General features: G+C 33.7%; 15 protein-coding genes and 2 tRNA genes. 7 read left to right on the plus strand and 10 right to left on the minus strand.

The window, feature by feature from the left end; translation table 11 throughout:
* Positions 1 to 3: 3 nt before the first annotated feature.
* On the minus strand, positions 4 to 744 hold the full coding sequence (locus B5D46_RS01255) for a tRNA threonylcarbamoyladenosine dehydratase (RefSeq protein ID WP_078927873.1): 741 nt from the start codon (positions 742 to 744) through the stop codon (positions 4 to 6).
* Between the two features lie 148 nt (positions 745 to 892).
* On the opposite strand from B5D46_RS01255, the gene B5D46_RS01260 reads away from it, so the two are divergent.
* Together B5D46_RS01260 and B5D46_RS01265 are read left to right on the plus strand one after the other, a co-directional pair.
* A tRNA-Arg gene (locus tag B5D46_RS01260) sits at positions 893 to 966 on the plus strand.
* 7 nt (positions 967 to 973) lie between these two features.
* Positions 974 to 1,058: transfer RNA gene (locus B5D46_RS01265), tRNA-Leu, on the plus strand.
* A gap of 534 nt (positions 1,059 to 1,592) precedes the next feature.
* Here the strand turns inward: B5D46_RS01265 and B5D46_RS01270 are convergent.
* From B5D46_RS01270 to B5D46_RS01285, 4 genes are all read right to left on the minus strand, one after another.
* Entirely contained in the window at positions 1,593 to 2,249 is a 657-nt protein-coding gene (locus tag B5D46_RS01270; RefSeq protein ID WP_078927874.1) for a hypothetical protein, read from the minus strand.
* On the minus strand, positions 2,246 to 3,208 hold the full coding sequence (locus B5D46_RS01275; protein ID WP_078927875.1) for a site-specific integrase: 963 nt from the start codon (positions 3,206 to 3,208) through the stop codon (positions 2,246 to 2,248). The genes B5D46_RS01270 and B5D46_RS01275 overlap by 4 nt, the downstream gene beginning before the upstream one ends.
* The gene (locus tag B5D46_RS01280; protein WP_078927876.1) at positions 3,186 to 3,443 is read right to left on the minus strand and encodes a hypothetical protein; all 258 of its coding nucleotides are present in this window, start codon (positions 3,441 to 3,443) and stop codon (positions 3,186 to 3,188) included. The genes B5D46_RS01275 and B5D46_RS01280 overlap by 23 nt, the downstream gene beginning before the upstream one ends.
* Before the next feature lie 137 nt (positions 3,444 to 3,580).
* Positions 3,581 to 3,916 (minus strand): hypothetical protein, encoded by a 336-nt coding sequence (locus B5D46_RS01285; protein ID WP_143675576.1) that lies wholly within the window; start codon positions 3,914 to 3,916, stop codon positions 3,581 to 3,583.
* A gap of 755 nt (positions 3,917 to 4,671) precedes the next feature.
* Between B5D46_RS01285 and B5D46_RS01290 the strand changes: the two genes are divergently transcribed.
* The gene (locus tag B5D46_RS01290; RefSeq protein WP_078927878.1) at positions 4,672 to 6,012 is read left to right on the plus strand and encodes a hypothetical protein; all 1,341 of its coding nucleotides are present in this window, start codon (positions 4,672 to 4,674) and stop codon (positions 6,010 to 6,012) included.
* 282 nt (positions 6,013 to 6,294) lie between these two features.
* Positions 6,295 to 6,585 (plus strand): hypothetical protein, encoded by a 291-nt coding sequence (locus B5D46_RS01295; protein ID WP_078927879.1) that lies wholly within the window; start codon positions 6,295 to 6,297, stop codon positions 6,583 to 6,585.
* A gap of 158 nt (positions 6,586 to 6,743) precedes the next feature.
* Here the strand turns inward: B5D46_RS01295 and B5D46_RS01300 are convergent, their stop codons facing one another.
* From B5D46_RS01300 to B5D46_RS01310, 3 genes are all read right to left on the minus strand, one after another.
* Positions 6,744 to 7,019 (minus strand): helix-turn-helix domain-containing protein, encoded by a 276-nt coding sequence (locus B5D46_RS01300; RefSeq protein ID WP_078927880.1) that lies wholly within the window; start codon positions 7,017 to 7,019, stop codon positions 6,744 to 6,746.
* On the minus strand, positions 7,012 to 7,380 hold the full coding sequence (locus B5D46_RS01305; RefSeq protein WP_078927881.1) for a type II toxin-antitoxin system RelE/ParE family toxin: 369 nt from the start codon (positions 7,378 to 7,380) through the stop codon (positions 7,012 to 7,014). Before B5D46_RS01305 ends, B5D46_RS01300 begins: the two co-directional genes overlap by 8 nt.
* A 635-nt stretch (positions 7,381 to 8,015) precedes the next feature.
* Positions 8,016 to 8,807 carry a hypothetical protein gene (locus B5D46_RS01310; RefSeq protein ID WP_078927882.1) on the minus strand — a complete coding sequence of 264 codons (792 nt, stop codon included), beginning with the start codon at positions 8,805 to 8,807 and terminating at the stop codon, positions 8,016 to 8,018.
* A gap of 238 nt (positions 8,808 to 9,045) precedes the next feature.
* On the opposite strand from B5D46_RS01310, the gene hsdR reads away from it, so the two are divergent.
* Genes hsdR through B5D46_RS01325 form a run of 3 tightly spaced genes read left to right on the plus strand, consistent with a single transcriptional unit; the run spans position 9,046 to position 14,332 of the window.
* A complete protein-coding gene (gene hsdR / locus B5D46_RS01315) occupies positions 9,046 to 11,382 on the plus strand; it encodes an EcoAI/FtnUII family type I restriction enzme subunit R (RefSeq protein ID WP_078927883.1) in 2,337 nt (778 codons plus the stop codon).
* Positions 11,382 to 12,848, plus strand: coding sequence for a class I SAM-dependent DNA methyltransferase (locus B5D46_RS01320; RefSeq protein ID WP_078927884.1), 1,467 nt, complete (start codon positions 11,382 to 11,384; stop codon positions 12,846 to 12,848). Before hsdR ends, B5D46_RS01320 begins: the two co-directional genes overlap by 1 nt.
* Complete coding sequence (locus B5D46_RS01325; RefSeq protein WP_078927885.1) at positions 12,848 to 14,332, plus strand: restriction endonuclease subunit S; 1,485 nt, start codon at positions 12,848 to 12,850, stop codon at positions 14,330 to 14,332. The genes B5D46_RS01320 and B5D46_RS01325 overlap by 1 nt, the downstream gene beginning before the upstream one ends.
* A gap of 44 nt (positions 14,333 to 14,376) precedes the next feature.
* Here the strand turns inward: B5D46_RS01325 and B5D46_RS01330 are convergent, their stop codons facing one another.
* Positions 14,377 to 14,967 carry a recombinase family protein gene (locus B5D46_RS01330; protein ID WP_078927886.1) on the minus strand — a complete coding sequence of 197 codons (591 nt, stop codon included), beginning with the start codon at positions 14,965 to 14,967 and terminating at the stop codon, positions 14,377 to 14,379.
* Positions 14,968 to 15,480: 513 nt separating this feature from the next.
* Complete coding sequence (locus B5D46_RS01335) at positions 15,481 to 17,118, minus strand: BspA family leucine-rich repeat surface protein (RefSeq protein WP_078927887.1); 1,638 nt, start codon at positions 17,116 to 17,118, stop codon at positions 15,481 to 15,483.
* Between the last annotated feature and the right edge of the window lie 491 nt (positions 17,119 to 17,609).

Below are 17,609 nucleotides of genomic sequence, written 5' to 3' on the forward strand. Positions count from 1 at the left end.
CTCTTATTTCTGAGTAATTCTGTTTATCATCCAGGATGAAATCAGTAATCCTGCAGATGCTGTTACGCTCATTGATGCACCGAATGCAGGAAGATCACCGCTTATGTAACTTTCTTTACATGAGTATATAGGCTTTTCATTAGAAAATGTGCAGCTTATCCTGAAGTTTTTACCATTTGAAGGAAAACCGTATTCCTTTCTTAAACGGGAGCGGAGTTTAGAAATCAGGGCATCTCCCTGAGCCTGTGCTACATCGCCGATCTTAAGACGGGTAGGATCGATTCTGCCACCGGCACCTCCGGCTACGATAAAGGTAGATTTCTTTCGGAACAGGTAGTTGGCAATATAGGCCTTGGCATCAAGATCGTCAATACATTCACAGACGTAATCACATTTTCCCTGAAGAATCTCGTCAATGTTTTCAGGAGTCAGCTTTTTAGTGATGATTTCAATCTTAAGTTCTGGATTAAGCTCTAAAAGATGCCCCCTCATTACTTCAGTTTTTGTTCTTCCTTCAGTCTTTACTGTTGTGTGCAGCTGTCGGTTGAGGTTTGTAATTTCAATTACATCGCTGTCAATGAGAGTCAGTGAACCTACTCCGGTTCGACAAAGTGCTTCTGTACACCATGATCCAATGCCGCCTATTCCAATAACAGTGACATGTGTATTCTGGAGTTTTTCAAAGCCGTCATCACCATAAAGGGCTCTTATTCCACGGAATGCTTGTTTCTTTTCAAATGACATAAAATGGCTCCTGTTCTCTCTGAACGCGCAATATATTAAACAAAATGCTTTCTTTCTGAAATTTCATTAACTTATTTTACTTGTCTTTATTGCAAGATTAAAGATTATTGTTATAATAGGCACTGTGTTCTAACGAGAGAACAATGATGATCCCGTAGCTCAGGTGGATAGAGTATCGGTTTCCGAAGCCGGTGGTCATGAGTTCGACTCTCATCGGGATCACATCAATGCGAAGGTGGCGAAATTGGTAGACGCGCAAGCTTCAGGTGTTTGTACCGCAAGGCGTGAGGGTTCGAGTCCCTTCCTTCGCACCAATCATTAGGCGAAACAGGCATCCAGATGGATGCTTTTTTTGTCACATTAATTCCTCTTTTTATATAAAAATTATCTTATAAATCAAATTGTTAATATAATAATTTTTAATTAAAGAATTTATAATAACAAATTAACAAGCCCAAATTTAAAGCAAAAAACACTCGTTTTTACACTAATTATTTGATTTTAAATATTTATATTTATATATACTTTGTATATATTTTGTATACACTTTGTTTCTATGAAAAAAAAGTAACACCTAAAGTGTTACTTTTTGGGGTGACCAGTGATGAAGTTAAGGGTGAATATTTTTCTAGGCAATGATTTTTGCGTTTAGCACATATATTAATATACTGTAATATACTTATTTATATATTAATTGTTATTATAGAGAAAATTTTGTGGAAAACTCTTATCTGAATTAAATGAAAACTAAAAAAAATAGAATTTTTTTATAGCACGTAAATATAATCCAAACATGATGGGCTATTTAATACTTATAGTATTCAAATGAAACAGCCTCTTTATATTAGTTACATATAAAAATAACAAAAGAAGATCTGACTATATTGACTCTGAACATAATTGTTAGGAGTTTCTTTTTCCTCAATAGCTCTTTGCTTTCCCTCTAATACTTGTCTTAGTCTTGTTTGGAATAGATGAATGTACTGACTAGCTGCAATTTTTTGTGTAAACGCTCCTGTTTTAATTAAATGTTGAGAAGATTTAAATACAGCGTGTATTACATGGACAACCTGATTAACAGTTAGTACATTCAAGGATTCTTGTATAAATTGTCGGCTCTTTTGTGATAAAGAGAAATTATCTGTATTTCTCAGTTGGCATATGCAGTGATTCATGAAATTACAACACTCCATAGCGTGTATTTCGTTCTTAAGACCTATAATTTCCTTCTGACTGAATTTTTCTTCTTCCATGTGGCTTAGAATTGTAAATTGAGTATCTCTAAACGTTTTATCTTCCAAAGGTTTGAATATATCAAAACCAATTGCGTTTTTATAAACGATCAACCCCTTGCTCAAAAGAGAATTGATAAAGAAATATTCATTATCTGGAAATAGGGGAGTGTTCTTATTCAGATATTCATCAGATAAGCGAAAATCTCTGCTGTTGAAGGCATTCAGAAGAGTTAATAGGGAAATATAATCACGGATGTCATAAGAGATCATCTTAAATAAACCTCCGTAATATCTGCTCGGTAGTGTCCCATTTCCAGAGAATCTATGGCTAGAGATTCATTTATGCTGTGGTTCTTATGAAGTTCGTCCATTCTTTCCTGTGCGTATGAATGTCTAAGTCCATGAGCTCCGTTGGAAAAACCTAATGCTTCCTTACTTGCTCTGGTGAAACTCATAGACCAAGCCTGACCTCCAGCAATATCGTATTTCTGGGTGTAATTAACTCCACGATCAACGACATTTCTTGGTTCATCTAATCTTGTGGCTTCAAGTTTCTGAGCCAGCTCATTTGATAATCTTATTTCTCTGACGTGTCCTCCTTTTCCGGTAACAATGTATGCAACAGTATTTTCTCTGCCTTCAAACTTGTAACCACCGTATTTCTGTTCATTTTCCTTATTTGGTCGGTATGTAACGTCCTTTTCAGAAACTTTTTCTATGGTCAGAAGCTCATGGGCTCTCAGCCCAGCGTTATAAGCAATCTGGGTACTGAGAGCATTTCTTTCGTTTTGATGTTGAGATATAGCTAAAACCTGTTCTGGAGTGTAAGCTCGTGGAGCTAATTCGGTTTTAATTGTGCTTTTGGTTACGTCAAGCGTTTCATTTAATTTCAGATTACCGTTAAGCTGCAGTACTTTCTGCATAGCCTGACGCTCCATATCAAGCGTTTTCTGCTGAACTTCCGTCTTTCTATGTTCCAGATAATCTTTAGCAGCCTCAATGGTGAGATTTTTTAAATCACACCTGTTTTTAGGATCAATTTCTTTTAAATAATTGCCAACGTTACAAAGTGCCTGTTCATAGTTTCTAAAGGTTCCTACCGACTTTATATAAGGACTGTTAAAGTCCTTTTGTTCATCAGAAGATAGGCTTTTATAGGTTGAAAAATTATTACTTAACTGACAGCAGATTTTATGAGCCTGAGAACTAACCTTGGCGAACGTTGGCATAGTGTTTCCTTATGTATCTGGAAAGGGTAGAACGAGCCATAGTAGAGAATTTTTTATTCTGCATAATTAAACCTGTCAGGATCACATGGTTTGGGCAGTTACTTTTTAAACAATCAAAAATGAACTCGTCATACTTTTCAAGTATTGAGTGTTTATGTCTGCTTTTGTAGCTTTTTATCTGGATCAGAATAGCGTGGTTGATAGCGTCCTGAACAGTAATGGATTTAGTTTTCATAATTTATCCTCAAAAAAATAATGGGGATATCCATAATATGAAATAAAAAAAATTATTTGGGCTGATTGTGGGGCAATTATTGATTATTTAAGTTGTTTTCTTTTTTTTTCAAGAAATTAAAAGAATCTATATTTGCCTTATCTCTCTCTTTTTTTCAATTCTCTTATTAGTTTTTCTTTGTGAATAAGTGATTTTCTTAATCTATTAACTTCATTAGAAGTTTTTTCATAATTTCCATATAAATCGGTAAAGTCTAGTTTTAGTTGGTTATGATCTCTTAATAATTCGCAGTATTTATGGGAAAGTTTTTCGTAATTTTCTTTGAAAATTAATTGGTTATCTATAGCTTCTAGTTTTGCTTGGTTGATGGAGTCAATCTTGTGAATCTCTTCAAGGCGTTCCATTTTGGATAAGATTTCATTTAGATTGCTATCTAAATATGTAATATCTTTTTTATCTGCAAATTTAAACATAGTTGGAATCATTCTCTCTATAAATTTAAAAATCCGTTAGAAAAACTCATAAATATGAGTCGAGCACAAAGGCCCTAGCCAGTTTTAGTCTGACTTACACGACTATAAAAACGGATTTTCTTATGCAAGGCATCCGGACTCACAAAAAAAACAACGGCTTTTTTTAACGAGTACGTTGACAACTCTTCCCAATCTGCCTTCCTGCAGCAAGGGTGATGTTTTGTAACAAAGTTACTGTTACTCACAAAACAAGCCTAAATATCGTTGGCCGTTCCGCTGATTTTTTATGTAGAAAAAAATCAGAAAAAACTATCTACAGTTACTAATGATACAGAAAAATTTGTTGCGTGATTGTCGTTGCGTATAAGCTGAAAATAGTAGTGAAAGAACGGTAAGAAAACTAGATGTAAGCTATGAAATACAGAGGCTCCCGCTATGTACAGGGGACAAAACCATTAAGGTTTTGGCACCGTGACATAGCGGGAGCCCCACAGGCGACTTTGAACAGCGAAAAGCAGTCATTAAGACTGGTTTGAGATGGGCAAGTGGGGCTAAGGGTGAGCCTTCACGGCAGGGAAAGAAGTTTTCCCTGAGAGTGAGCAGAGGTCCAGGAGGTTGAAAGTCCTCCTGGTCAGGGTTCCAAGGGGTTGAGAGTCCCCTTGGCGCGTAGCGAAATAGGGGAGAGAACACTTTTTCTCAAAATAGAATTGTATCTGATATACTTATAGTTGTGTTTCTTAGAATAAGGAAAACTTATGGATAACAATAGAAATATTGATGATTTATCTGAAGTTGAATATGAAAACTTAGTGAAGGATTACGAAACTACTAAAATTTCAATAAACGATTTAATTGCTAAATATAAATTAGATCCTTCATGTAAAAAATTCGGTTTTTATAATGCTTTTACTAGGTACATAAAAACAAAGCTTGGATGTCCAAATTGTGGAGCTAGACTTTATAGAGAAGTTTTTCCTAGGAAGACAGATAGAAGAGTTGTTTATAAATGTTTTGAATGTACACACTCTGATGTTCCTTATTGTCAGTGTGACTTTTGTAGAGACGTAAGAGCAAAGGAACTTGAAAGACATAGAGAACTCCTTGAACAAGAACAGGCAGAGGAAGAAAAAAGAAAACAAGAAGAGCTTCTTAAACAAGCGTATTATAGAGCTCATTTAATAGACTACCTCAAAGACCAATCAAATCAGACTGAGTTCTTTTCTTTTTATGACTTATCCTTGGAAGATCAAATAGCTATTAGCAGTATATGTTCAAAAGCTACACTAATTGACAATACAGGAGTTTTAATTAGTTTTGAGTTGCAGCCTGGCATAAAAGAGAACTTTTTTCCTCAGACTGAAAAGTTTGAACTATGGTTAGAGCAGGCCTTCAAAAACAGACTAATATCTGTTGATCCTCATTCAAAAATAGATGCATTTATTTTTAACGATGGTTCATTAAAAATTGATCTTAATAAGGTCAATTTTAAAATAATGATAAAGGAATTGTATGACTCTGAAAATTATGATGAAAATTTGAAGAAAATCCGTACAATGTGTTTTTCTTATCCTGAAACAGATAGTTTTGTAAATAATGTAAAAGAACTATGGCACGAAATTGGATATCAGGAAATTGTTTATTATATTAATTATAGACTTAAGCTAATCAATCCTAAATTTGAGGAATATATCCCTACACTGAAAATTGAACGTTGTATTCGCTCCTTATTTAAGTCAGGGGTGTCTATTGGCAAGATTCAGGCTTTGATTCACGGTGCTGTTAGTTCAACCACATCATATTTGCCAAACATAAACGAAAATCTCCCACATATAAAAAATCACTTAATCTTTATGATTGAAAAAAAAGCAAAGGAGCTGTTAAACGATCATAATCGTTTTAAAAATGCGCCTAGAGACTATAGAATCTGTCAATCTGACATAAGTTATATATTTTTTAATATTTTTCTGGGAATGGATTCTGATAAAAATCCAAATATCATAAATGAAACTCCTTGTAATGATGAGGTCATAAGATCTTTACTTCAGAATAAAAAGACCAGAAACGAAGATTCATTGGATGAAATTCAGTTTATTTAATGTTTTTTGAGTAGTACCTGAATAATCCAACTTTATGTTTAAATTAAAAATAATATCTAGCGTCTTGACATGAATAATCAAGATGCAGGGTAGTTTTCTTTTAAAGTGTCATGGTTAATTCCAAGATAAATACCAATCCACATCCCCATAAAAAGATTTTATAAGAGAAAAGCACAATTAAAAATGAAATTTCTAGATACTAATTCTCTGAATTTAAATCTATTTTAGCTTGGTGCCTTTTGTGGCTATTAACATATTTCAGTTTGGGAAGAGGTAAGCTCGATGCAGAAAGATTATAAAGTTCTAGTGATAGGATTATTTATTGTTTTATTGGTTACACTATTTTCCTCGCTTTTAGTACTTCAGAATAACTCTGATTTTGCTCCTAAAAAACAGATCGTAGAGGTTGGAGAAGAGAATACTGGATATTACTGTCTAATGAAGTATTTTGACATAGATAAATTGACACCAGAAAAAAGCGAATTAAACCGACAGAAATGCAAAGAAACGGTAGCAAAAATCTTTGGTGATGATAAGGCTGAACACGTATTTATTCGTTACAAGGATAATTGATACATGAATAGATTTGTCCTCTATTCTAGGAAGCTGTTTTTACTGCATTCTAGCCATTCTTTAGAGTTGTTGAGAATAGTATTTAGCTTTTTTTAAGAGATGGATCTGCAGATTTTTTTTCCCTGCAGATCATAGAAAGACAACTAGTGTTTGAAAAATTAAACTAGGGAAACCTGAAGTTTCTTTCCAAGTCCCTTTGCAAGTTTTAAAAGTGTATTCAAAGAAGGATTTGCATTACCGTTTTCAATTTTAGACAAATCGGCCTGGGTAATACCTGTCAACTCGGAAAGCTGCTTTTGAGTAAGATTCTTCTCTTTACGGGCAAGAATAATACTTTCAATCAGAGCATATTTGGGCTCTAATGCGTCATATTCCTTCTTTACTTTTGGATCTTTTAGCTGCTCTGCAAGAAAATCTTCAAATTTATTACTCATTTTCATTGCTCCTTCTTAAAAAATCTTCTCTGTATTTTTTTGCAATCTCTATTTCTTTTCGTGGAGTTTTCTGAGTTTTCTTAATAAAACCATTGGTTAATACAGCCTTTTTACCGACGTAAAAGAAATAAAGGACTCTTGTTAGATTCGTTCCAACTTTAGTACGAATTTCAAAGATTCCATCATCTAAAGGCGATGACTCCGGCTTTCTAAGGGCTGGTCCAACTTTTGCCAACAGATTAATGTTGCGTAAAGTTTTTGCTTTTAATTTTTCATCAAGACCTAATATAAAGTCCCTTGCCGGCATAGAGCCATCTTCTTTTTCATAGAAAATGACCGAAAATTCTGATTGCTGGTCCATAATCGTTAAAATACCTTTCTTCTTATATATTGAAGTATATATGTTATAACATATATTTACAAGATTAATAGACCTCTTTTTATTTGAATAGATTTTTATCTGTAGCGCTCCAAATAACAAAAGCAAAAATTTTTTGGGGGGCTAACGTGGGGGAAGATTGTGGTAATTTAGAAAAAAACTTTATCTATACTAGAAATAACTAAAGATTGGTGCTTGTTTTATATGAAAAGAATATCTGATGACGTTTCGATTTGGGAAATATCTCCTGGTAATTGAATCCCTATCTGGAGACAAATTCTGGCACGGATGATTCTATTCTTTGCATTAGTGTTGTCTGCGGTAATTTGGATGCTGCCAATTCGCCTAATTTGACAGGAATTGTTTCAATTCTCTATCTTACCTTATATGTTAATTAAATACCCACAGCATCTATTTACTTGTTTCAATTTTAAATTTTCCACGTGCGGGGAAAAAGATCACCAGATATTTTTATAGAAGATTAAGTATTTCTAAACCTTCATCTCCGGATACATATTCCCTCCTCTGGGATTTTGGATCATAAAGAATGAAATAAGGAACTCCATTCGCCCTTGTTACAGGCTCTCCTTTTTCAATTCTATATTTACTGTTATGTGTTAATTAAAGACATCCCGCATCTTTTCCTTTTTATCTTGTTTTTCTTTTTCTTTTAGCTCTTCGTATTGTTTATATGAAGGTAACTCCTTCCAGCCTATGGTTCTTATATTAACTTCTCCATATTTATTCTCGTAATGAAACAGATTTCCTTCATCATCCAAGTAAATATTAAGTTGTTTTTCTTTATATTCTTCCTTATCGATAATAACCGTCATGTCGTTAAGAGTTCTAAATCCAGCCCAGTTAATAATGTATGAAGCCAAATTTAAATTGGAGAAATACTTATCATTTAGAAAGGTTGAAGGAAGAATTGAACTACCATATTCCCTAAAAAAGAATTTATAAAACTCATTGGTGTTATCTTTCTCATCAAAAGATAATGAAACCTTAATTAAAAGGTCTGTAGGACTAAAATAAAACGAGATCATATTAAAGTTCTTTAAATCATAATAGTCTTTTTCTCCCTTTTTTATGGATAATCCCATTGTATTAAATGAACATCTAGTATATCCTTCATCATTCCTTAAACAGCTTTCGGTAACACTATGCATGAAGGGAAAAATTCTATTAGCTTTGATATCCGATAGAGTATTTTTTCCAAGAACAAAACCAAAAAGACTTATTTCTTTTTTTTCAATTTCATTCCAAATCTTTTGATACTTATTTAATGTACTAATTGCTTTATCCTTTTCAAATGAAGAGTGCTCTTTTTTGTAAGCTGTAGAATAAGCAATTATCGAGATACCCATACCGATCAAAATTGCAGTCATTAATATAGAGCTTGTCTTCATTTTTATTTCCTTATAAAAAATGAATTTTAAAATCCACTAAAAATATAGAATAAAAATTCTCTGTTAGAAAATCTGAAAATTTAACTTCAAATTGATATTACATAGACATTACCTTTAAATATTCGATTGAGTTAACAATTTCAAAGAAAGAATTATTGATACTGTTTATAATTTGGAACATAAGTGTTGTATATGAAAAATATTAAACGGAAGACAAATTCAATCAGGAATATTAGGTATGGCCGAAGATTCTGTACAATTAGCAGATTTATCTGAGGAAGATATAAAGCTGCAGTTTATTACACCTGCGATTCAGGCTGCAAAATGGGATTTTAAAGATATCCGCATGGAGTATTCCATTTCAGATGGAATGATTAAATTAAAGCCTGGTTCTAACAAGGCTTATAGAGATACTCCTAAAAAAGCTGATTATGTTCTCTTCATAAATGGCACTATTCCTTTAGCTGTAGTTGAGGCGAAGAATAACAAAAAATCAGTTTCTCATGGCACCCAGCAAGCCAAAGAATACGCTCTAAAAATAGGAGCCCCTTTTGCTTATTCTTCAAATGGAGATGCCTTCCATGAATGTGATTTGCTAAATGGAACAGAAAAAGACATTCCATTAAATCAGTTTCCTAGCCAAACTGAACTATACGAAAGATTTAAACAGTCTAAGCAGCTTAATCCTTTACAAGAAAAACTCATAAAGGAGCCTTTCTGCACCGGAGCAAATATTAAAGCCCCTCGTTATTATCAGAGAAATGCTGTTAATGCGACTATTGATGCCATAGCAAGAGGAGAGGACAGAATTCTTTTAGCTCTGGCTACAGGAACAGGTAAGACTTATATTGCCTTCCAGATTGTACATAGACTTTTATCTGCAGGAGTTAAGAAAAGAATTCTATATCTAGCTGACAGAAACATTCTAGTCGATCAGTCAATACAACAGGATTTTGCGCCTCTGGAAAAAGTTACTCACAAGATCCATGTTGCCTCAGAAAAACCAGAAACAATATCTTCATATCAGGTTTATTTCGCACTATATCAGCAATTAGTTGGAGATAGTGGAGAAGAAGACCATTACAGTCAGTTATTCTCTCCTGATTTTTTTGATTTAATCATCGTAGACGAGTGTCATAGAGGATCTGCTAATAATGATAGTCAGTGGAAGTGTATTCTTGAATACTTTAACTCTGCCACTCAAATTGGTATGACAGCAACACCAAAAGAAACAAAGTATGCTTCTAACATTTCTTACTTTGGTGAGCCTGTATATACATACAGTTTAAAGGATGGTATCGAAGATGGCTTCTTGGCACCTTTCAAAGTTATTCGTTACAAAATAAATATCGGTGATGAATGGCGGCCTGTTGCCGGTCAAACAGATAAAAACGGCCAAATTATAGAAGATCGCATCTATAACAACTCTGATTATGACTATAACATTGTCATCGAGTCCAGAACAGAAATTGTCGCTGAAGAGATTACTAAATATCTGAAAAGCACTGATAGATTTGCTAAAACGATTGTCTTCACTCCAACAGAAGATGCTGCAGAGAGAATGCGTGTAGCTTTAGTAAATCTTAACAGCGATATTGTAAAAGAGCATCCTGATTATGTTGTCAGAATAACCGGCTCAGATGAAATTGGAAAAGGTAAGCTTGATTACTTTATAGCCGTATCTACTCAATTTCCTGTAATAGCAACAACTTCAAAACTACTATCAACCGGTGTTGATACCAAAATGGTAAAAGTCATTGTTCTTGATGAAATGATTGGTTCAATGACAGAGTTTAAGCAGATTATAGGACGAGGAACAAGACTTCTGGAGTCTGAAGGAAAGACTAATTTTGTGGTTTTGGATTTTAGAAATGTATCAAGAATGTTCGCTGATCCTAAGTGGGATGGTCCTGTGGAAGTGGATGAAGAATATAATCCTGAAAATAAAAGAGGAGACGGTGGAGAAATAACACCGCCACAACCGCCTAAATATAAGCCAATCGTGGATAAAAATGGATGTGAGGCAAGAGTCGAACAGAAAACAGTTTCAATCTATGATCCAAATGGAAAACTTCTCCAGGTTGAAAGTATTGTTGATTACACCAAGAGAAATATTAAGGAAAAGTTCACCTCTCTGGAAGGCTTTATTAAAGAATGGAGAGCCTCTAAAAAGAAGAATTCTATAAGAGAGTTTTTCTTTGATAAGGGAATAAATCTTGAAGAGCTGAAAGCTGAACAGAATTTATCTGATGTTGATGATTTTGACTTCATCTGCCATATCGCATTTGACAGCAAAACAAAGACCAGGAAGGAAAGGGCTAATTCAGTAATAAAGACCGGTTTCCTGGACAAGTATTCTGGAGTAGCCAGAGAAATTCTTGAAACTCTTCTTGATAATTATGCAAGTAATGGAATATACGAAATAGAAAGCTCAGAGATTTTAACTCTTCCTCAGTTCATGAAGTTTGGTAAACCAATCAAGATTGCCCAGAGTTTTGGGGGTATTCAAGGTTATAATCAGGCCTTTATGGAATTAGAAAATGCAATTTATGGTGATGGTTCAGTAGGTATCTAATGAAAAATTTATCAAGTTTTATTAAATCAATTCGTGACATCATGAGAAATGATCCCGGTATTAACGGTGATGTTCAGAGACTTGAACAAATTGTTTGGATGTTGTTTTTAAAGGTATATGATGCCAAAGAAGCCGAATGGGCATTTACCGAAGGTGACTCTTTTAAATCTATTATTCCTGAAGAATGTAGATGGTGTAATTGGGCTAACGGAAATTTAACCGGCCCTAATTTACTGAAGTTTGTTGATGAAACTTTATTTCCAACTCTAAAGTCTTTAGATGTTGATACTTCAACTCCTATCAAGCTATCAATCGTAAAAACCATGTTTGCTGAAGCAAACCAATACATGAAAGATGGAGTTCTTCTTCGTCAGGTTATTAATCTTATAAATTCACTGGATTTTTCTGATTACAACGAAAGTCATGCAATTGGTGATTTATACGAGAAGTTATTAAGAGAATTGCAAAATGCAAGATCTTCCGGTGAATACTACACACCAAGAGCATTAACCGATTTTATGGCAAGAACTATAAAACCTCAGATTGGTGAGAAAATGGCGGATTTTGCTTGTGGTACCGGTGGTTTTATTACAAGCTGGCTCAAAGAATTAGAAAAGAAAGTAAAAACTGCAGAAGATAAAGAGCAGCTTCATAATTCTATATATGGAATTGAAAAAAAACAGTTCCCCTATATGCTGGCAGTAACAAATATGTTACTTCACGACGTTAATAATCCACAAATTGAACATGGAAACTCTCTTTTGAGAGATTTATTGGATTATACCGAAAAAGATAAATTCGATGTAATTCTTATGAACCCGCCTTATGGAGGCAGCGAAAAGAAAGATGTTCAAAATCATTTCCCAGATGACATAGCAAGCAGTGAAACTGCAGATCTATTTATGGCTGTAATTATGGCAAGACTTAAAAAGAATGGTCGTGCTGCAGTTGTGCTTCCAGATAGTTTCCTATCAGGAACATCAGATAAAACAAAAGTAAATCTCAAAAAAAATCTTATCTCTAAGTTTAATTTACATACCGTTATTCGTTTACCAAAGAGTGTTTTTGCCCCATATACTGATATAGCTACGAATGTTCTATTCTTCGATAATACTAAGGCAACAGAAGAGACCTGGTTCTATAGAATGGATATGCCAGAAGGATATAAACACTTCAGTAAAACCAAGCCTATTCTTCTAGAGCATTTCAATGTTGTTGAGGAATGGTGGAATAATCGCCAGGAAATCAATGTTGATGATTATCCTAAAGCAAGGAAATTTACCACAAAGGAATTAGCTGAAGATTTAGGCTACAACCTTGATCAATGCGGTTTTCCACATATCGAAGAGGAAATTCTTTTACCAATGGACTTAATCAATCAGTATCAGGAAAAAAGAGCATCCTTAAATGCAAAAATTGATAGTGTTTTAGCTGAAATTACCTCAATTCTAGAGAGGAAAGACTAATGACACCACAACAACTAAAAAACAGTATTCTAAAGCAAGCAATTGAAGGAAAACTTGTAGAACAGCGACCAGAAGAAGGTACTGCAGAAGAGTTATATGCACAAATCCAGGAAGAAAAGAAAAAGTTAATTGCAGAGGGCAAGATTAAGAAAGAAAAGCCTTTACCAGGAATTACAGAAGAAGACATTCCTTTTAATATTCCTGAGTCATGGAAGTGGGTAAGACTTAACGAGGTTGTTTCTAAAGAAATAAGAAGAGGAAGATCTCCTAAATATACAACCAAAAGCAATACGTTAGTTTTTGCTCAAAAATGTAATTCTAAATATGAAGGAATAAGAACAGATTTAGCTCTTTATCTAGATGAAACAACATTAGAAAAGTATTCTGAGCAAGAATTTATGCAAGATGGAGATATTGTGATCAATTCAACCGGTGGTGGCACAATGGGAAGAGTAGGACAATATCACATAAAAGATAATAAGCAGTCATTTCCTATTGTTCCTGACTCTCATGTAACAGTCATCAGAAGCAATAATGTAAATATTGATTATCTATTTTATTTTTTGAAATCTCAACAAAACTTTCTGGAAGGACAAGGAGATGGTTCAACTAACCAAACGGAATTGAAACCTTTAATCCTTAAAAGTTTACTACTTCCTCTCCCTCCACTAGAAGAGCAGAAACGTATTGTTGCTAAGATTGAAGAATTACTTCCTTTCGTTGATAAATACGAAAAAGCATATAATGCTTTAGAAGAATTTAATGCTCGTTTCCCTGAAGACATGAAAAAGTCTATTCTTCAGCAAGCAATTGAAGGAAAACTTGTAGAACAGCTACCAGAAGAAGGTACTGCAGAAGAGTTATATGCACAAATCCAGGAAGAAAAGAAGAAACTAATAGAAGAAGGCAAGATTAAGAAGGAAAAGTCTTTACCTGAAATTACAGATGAGGAAAAACCTTTTGATATCCCTGAGAGTTGGAAGTGGGTGAGATTAAAAGATATAGTCTATAACTCAGGACAAAAGCAACCAACAACTGAGTTTTCTTATATAGAAATTAATTCTATAGATAATATTCATCAAAAATTATCAAATACCGAAAACATAATACCAGCTAATAAGGCACCTTCCAGAGCAAGAAAGATAGTAAAGTACGGAGATATTTTATACGCAACTGTAAGGCCTTATCTTCACAATATGTGTATTATTGATAGAGATTTCGAAAAAGAACCAATTGCAAGTACCGGCTTTGCCGTTATGACTTGTATCTTTGGGGTATTCAACAAATTCCTATTCAACTATTTACGATCTCCTGAATTTGATAGTTATGCAAACGATAATGAAAATTCAAAAGGGATAGCTTATCCTGCAATAAATGATACGAGATTATATAAAGCGTTAGTTCCTCTCCCCCCACTAGAAGAGCAGAAACGCATTGTTGCAAAGATTGAAGAATTGTTCCCTTATTGTGACAAGTTAAAATAAATCTCTTATTAGGTGTCACATTCTCCATGTGGCACCGTAGTCCATTAGTTCTTAATATACTTATCCCTTAAGTTATAAAAAGTCTTCCTAGAGATCCCTAACTGTTCACACAGTTTTGTCACAGATATATTCCCCTTCTGCAGACTATCGTAATGGTATAGAAATTGTTCTTTTGAAAGGCTGACAGTTCGACCAAATTTAACCCCCCTGGTCTTAGCAAGTTTTATCCCTGCAGTCTGTCTTTCTTTGATTTTATCTCTTTCTATGTTGGCGCAATATGCCAAAAGCTCAATAACAATATTAGTGATTACCTTTCCTGTAAGTCCGGCTTCATTGGATTTTGTATCCAGAATAGGCATATCTAATACTTTAATATCGCAGCATTTATCTTGAGTGATACTCTTCCACTCATTTGATGTGTCTTTATAGTTTCTGGAAAGTCTATCTAAAGAGGCAAAAACAATACAATCTCCTGGCTGCAGCTCCTCTTTCATTTTCTGATACTCTGGACGATTAAGATCTTTTCCTGAAGCTTTGTCTTGGTAAATAATTTCACAACCGGCCTCCCTTAATGCCACAATCTGACGTTCAAGGTTTTGTGAAAGAGAACTTACACGAGCATAGCCTTTAATCATGAAAAATCCTCAATTTTGTGTCGTTATAAATTACATGAGTTATTACACATATTCTACATTATTTTTTACACAAAATATGAGATGTGAATAAAAGTGTACTTTAATACACATATTTAATATGTAACAAACGCTAGATCTTTACATTTATGTGTACATAGGTAATTTAGTTTGTCGCAAAATATAGATGTTATGAAATTATATTTGTCACACAAAATTCCAATTATATTTGTCGCATTTTTAATTAAGGGAAATTTGTTTAGATTCTTTTACAAGAGCATTTTTTCTTATTTACTCAAGTTTTGCGTTTCGATTTTAACTAAAAATCGTTGTTTAAATGCGGTCTGGCACCACATCTTTATAACCTTTATCAGTTAATAAATATTGAACTGCAAAAGTTGAGTCAGATTATTTAAAATAAGCTGGTCATGATAACCTTTTTAGATATGAAAGATTTCATGCAATTATTATTCTTCTAGTCATAATTAAATCAACAGCTATTCTAATTTGAAAGATTCAATGTATTATTTTGTATGGATTACTTGTAAATGGATTACTTCTAAACTTAGATACATCCCATTTGCTTATATCACCGGTAAATTGAGATGATTCAAACATCCTGTACATATTTATTACCGAAGCAACATTCCATTTACTGATATCCTCATTAAATTTTGAGAATGCAAACATGAAACTCATATCGTTAACATTAGAAACATCCCATTCACTGATGGAGCCATTGAATTGTGAGCTGGCGAACATATTTTTCATAGTTCTAACATTAGAAACATCCCATTGACTGACGTCACCGTTGAATTTTGATTTCTCAAACATTCCTCCCATATCTGATACGTTCGAAACATCCCATTGACTGATGTCTCCATTAAATGTTGAATTATTAAACATACTCCTCATAGAGGTGACTTTAGAAACATTCCATTTGCTTATATTTCCATTAAAAATTGAATCAGCGAACATTCCTTGCATGTCTTTAACATTGGAGACGTCCCATTGACTAATATCTCCATTGAATAATGATTTTTTAAACATTATTTCCATATTTCTTACATTAGAAACATTCCAGTTGCTGATATCACCATTAAAGACAGAGTTTGAAAACAGTGCTTTCATATAGGTAACATTAGAAACATTCCAGTTGCTAATATCACCATTAAAGACAGAGTTAGAGAACAGTGAGCCCATATTGGTTACATTAGAAACATCCCATTTGCTTATATCTCTATTGAAAGGAGATTCTTCAAACATTCTTTCCATATTTGTGACTTTAGAAACATCCCATTTGCTGAGATCTCCATTAAATTTAGACAGAGAGAACATTTCACTCATATTAGTAACACTAGAAACATCCCATTGGCTGATATCTCCGTTAAATTTCGACTCAAAAAACATTCCTCTCATATTTTCAACGTTTGAAACATTCCATTGACTGAGATCTCCATTATATTCAGACTTATAGAACATATAACTCATATCTATAACTTTAGAAACGTTCCACTTGCTGATGTCACCGTTGAATTTTGATTTTATGTCTATAGGCTTAAAACAAATACAATCAACTTTGGTGGCAAACATTCCTCTCATATTTTCAACGTTAGAAACATTCCATTTACTAATATCTCCATTAAATCTCGAACCAGAAAACATCCAGCTCATATCCGTGACGTTAGAGACGTTCCATTTGCTGATATCACCGTTGAATCTAGAATTATTGGAGAATGTTGACGTATTTTCAAACATTCCACTCATACATTTGACATTAGATACATCCCAATTACTGATATCACCGTTGAAACATGAATCTCTAAACATTCCACCCATATTCGTAACATTGGAAACATCCCAGTTACTGATATCACCATTAAAAGATGAAAAATTATCAGTATCATAATCTTCGTGATTTGCAAAAAGCCCTCTCATATCGGTAATACTTGAAACGTCAATAAAGTTTAGATCACAGTTATCGCCATTCTGTTTGATAGTTTTACGAATAAGAGCTCTCAATTCTTCATTGCTATGAACTTTTATAGGTTTAGTCGACGGCAACTTTACTTGACTAAATCCTTTTCCACATTTTTCGCAAAATAGAGCATTATCATCTTGTTCTTCTTTTCCGCAATATCTGCAAAATTTCATTTTGATTTCCTAAGTTGATGGTAGCTTTACATGGATCATTTATAGTATAGAAAATAAGATAAGAGATAAATGAGAGAGGTAGCCGAAGTTTACAGTAATATTAAATGGGAAAATTAATTAGTGATAGATTTGTATTTAAATTACATACCTAGGTCCTTAAGAGATTTTTCTTTTAAAGCCTGGTTGGTTCACGATCTGCCACAAAAGTAATGGCAGATCTTTAATTAACAATCGATCTCGCTGAGATGGCTTTGAGCGTTTACAGCACAGAGCTATCTCACCGAGAAGTTCTTTAAAAACTTGATATATAGTTGATCTGTTTCTATATGCAAAGGCAAATAAAAGCTTTTCGTATAGGACATTGTATGTATGGACCTTAAGTAAGGATAAGTCATCAATCTTATGCTTTATCATTGTCTTCGCTGCGCAATAAGTCTTTATAAGCGAAACCAGTAATGACAGCAGGATAAAAATCAGAATGATGTTCTTCT

Origin of the sequence: Succinivibrio dextrinosolvens DSM 3072 (assembly GCF_900167015.1) — a bacterium.
GTDB classification, from domain to species: domain Bacteria; phylum Pseudomonadota; class Gammaproteobacteria; order Enterobacterales; family Succinivibrionaceae; genus Succinivibrio; species Succinivibrio dextrinosolvens.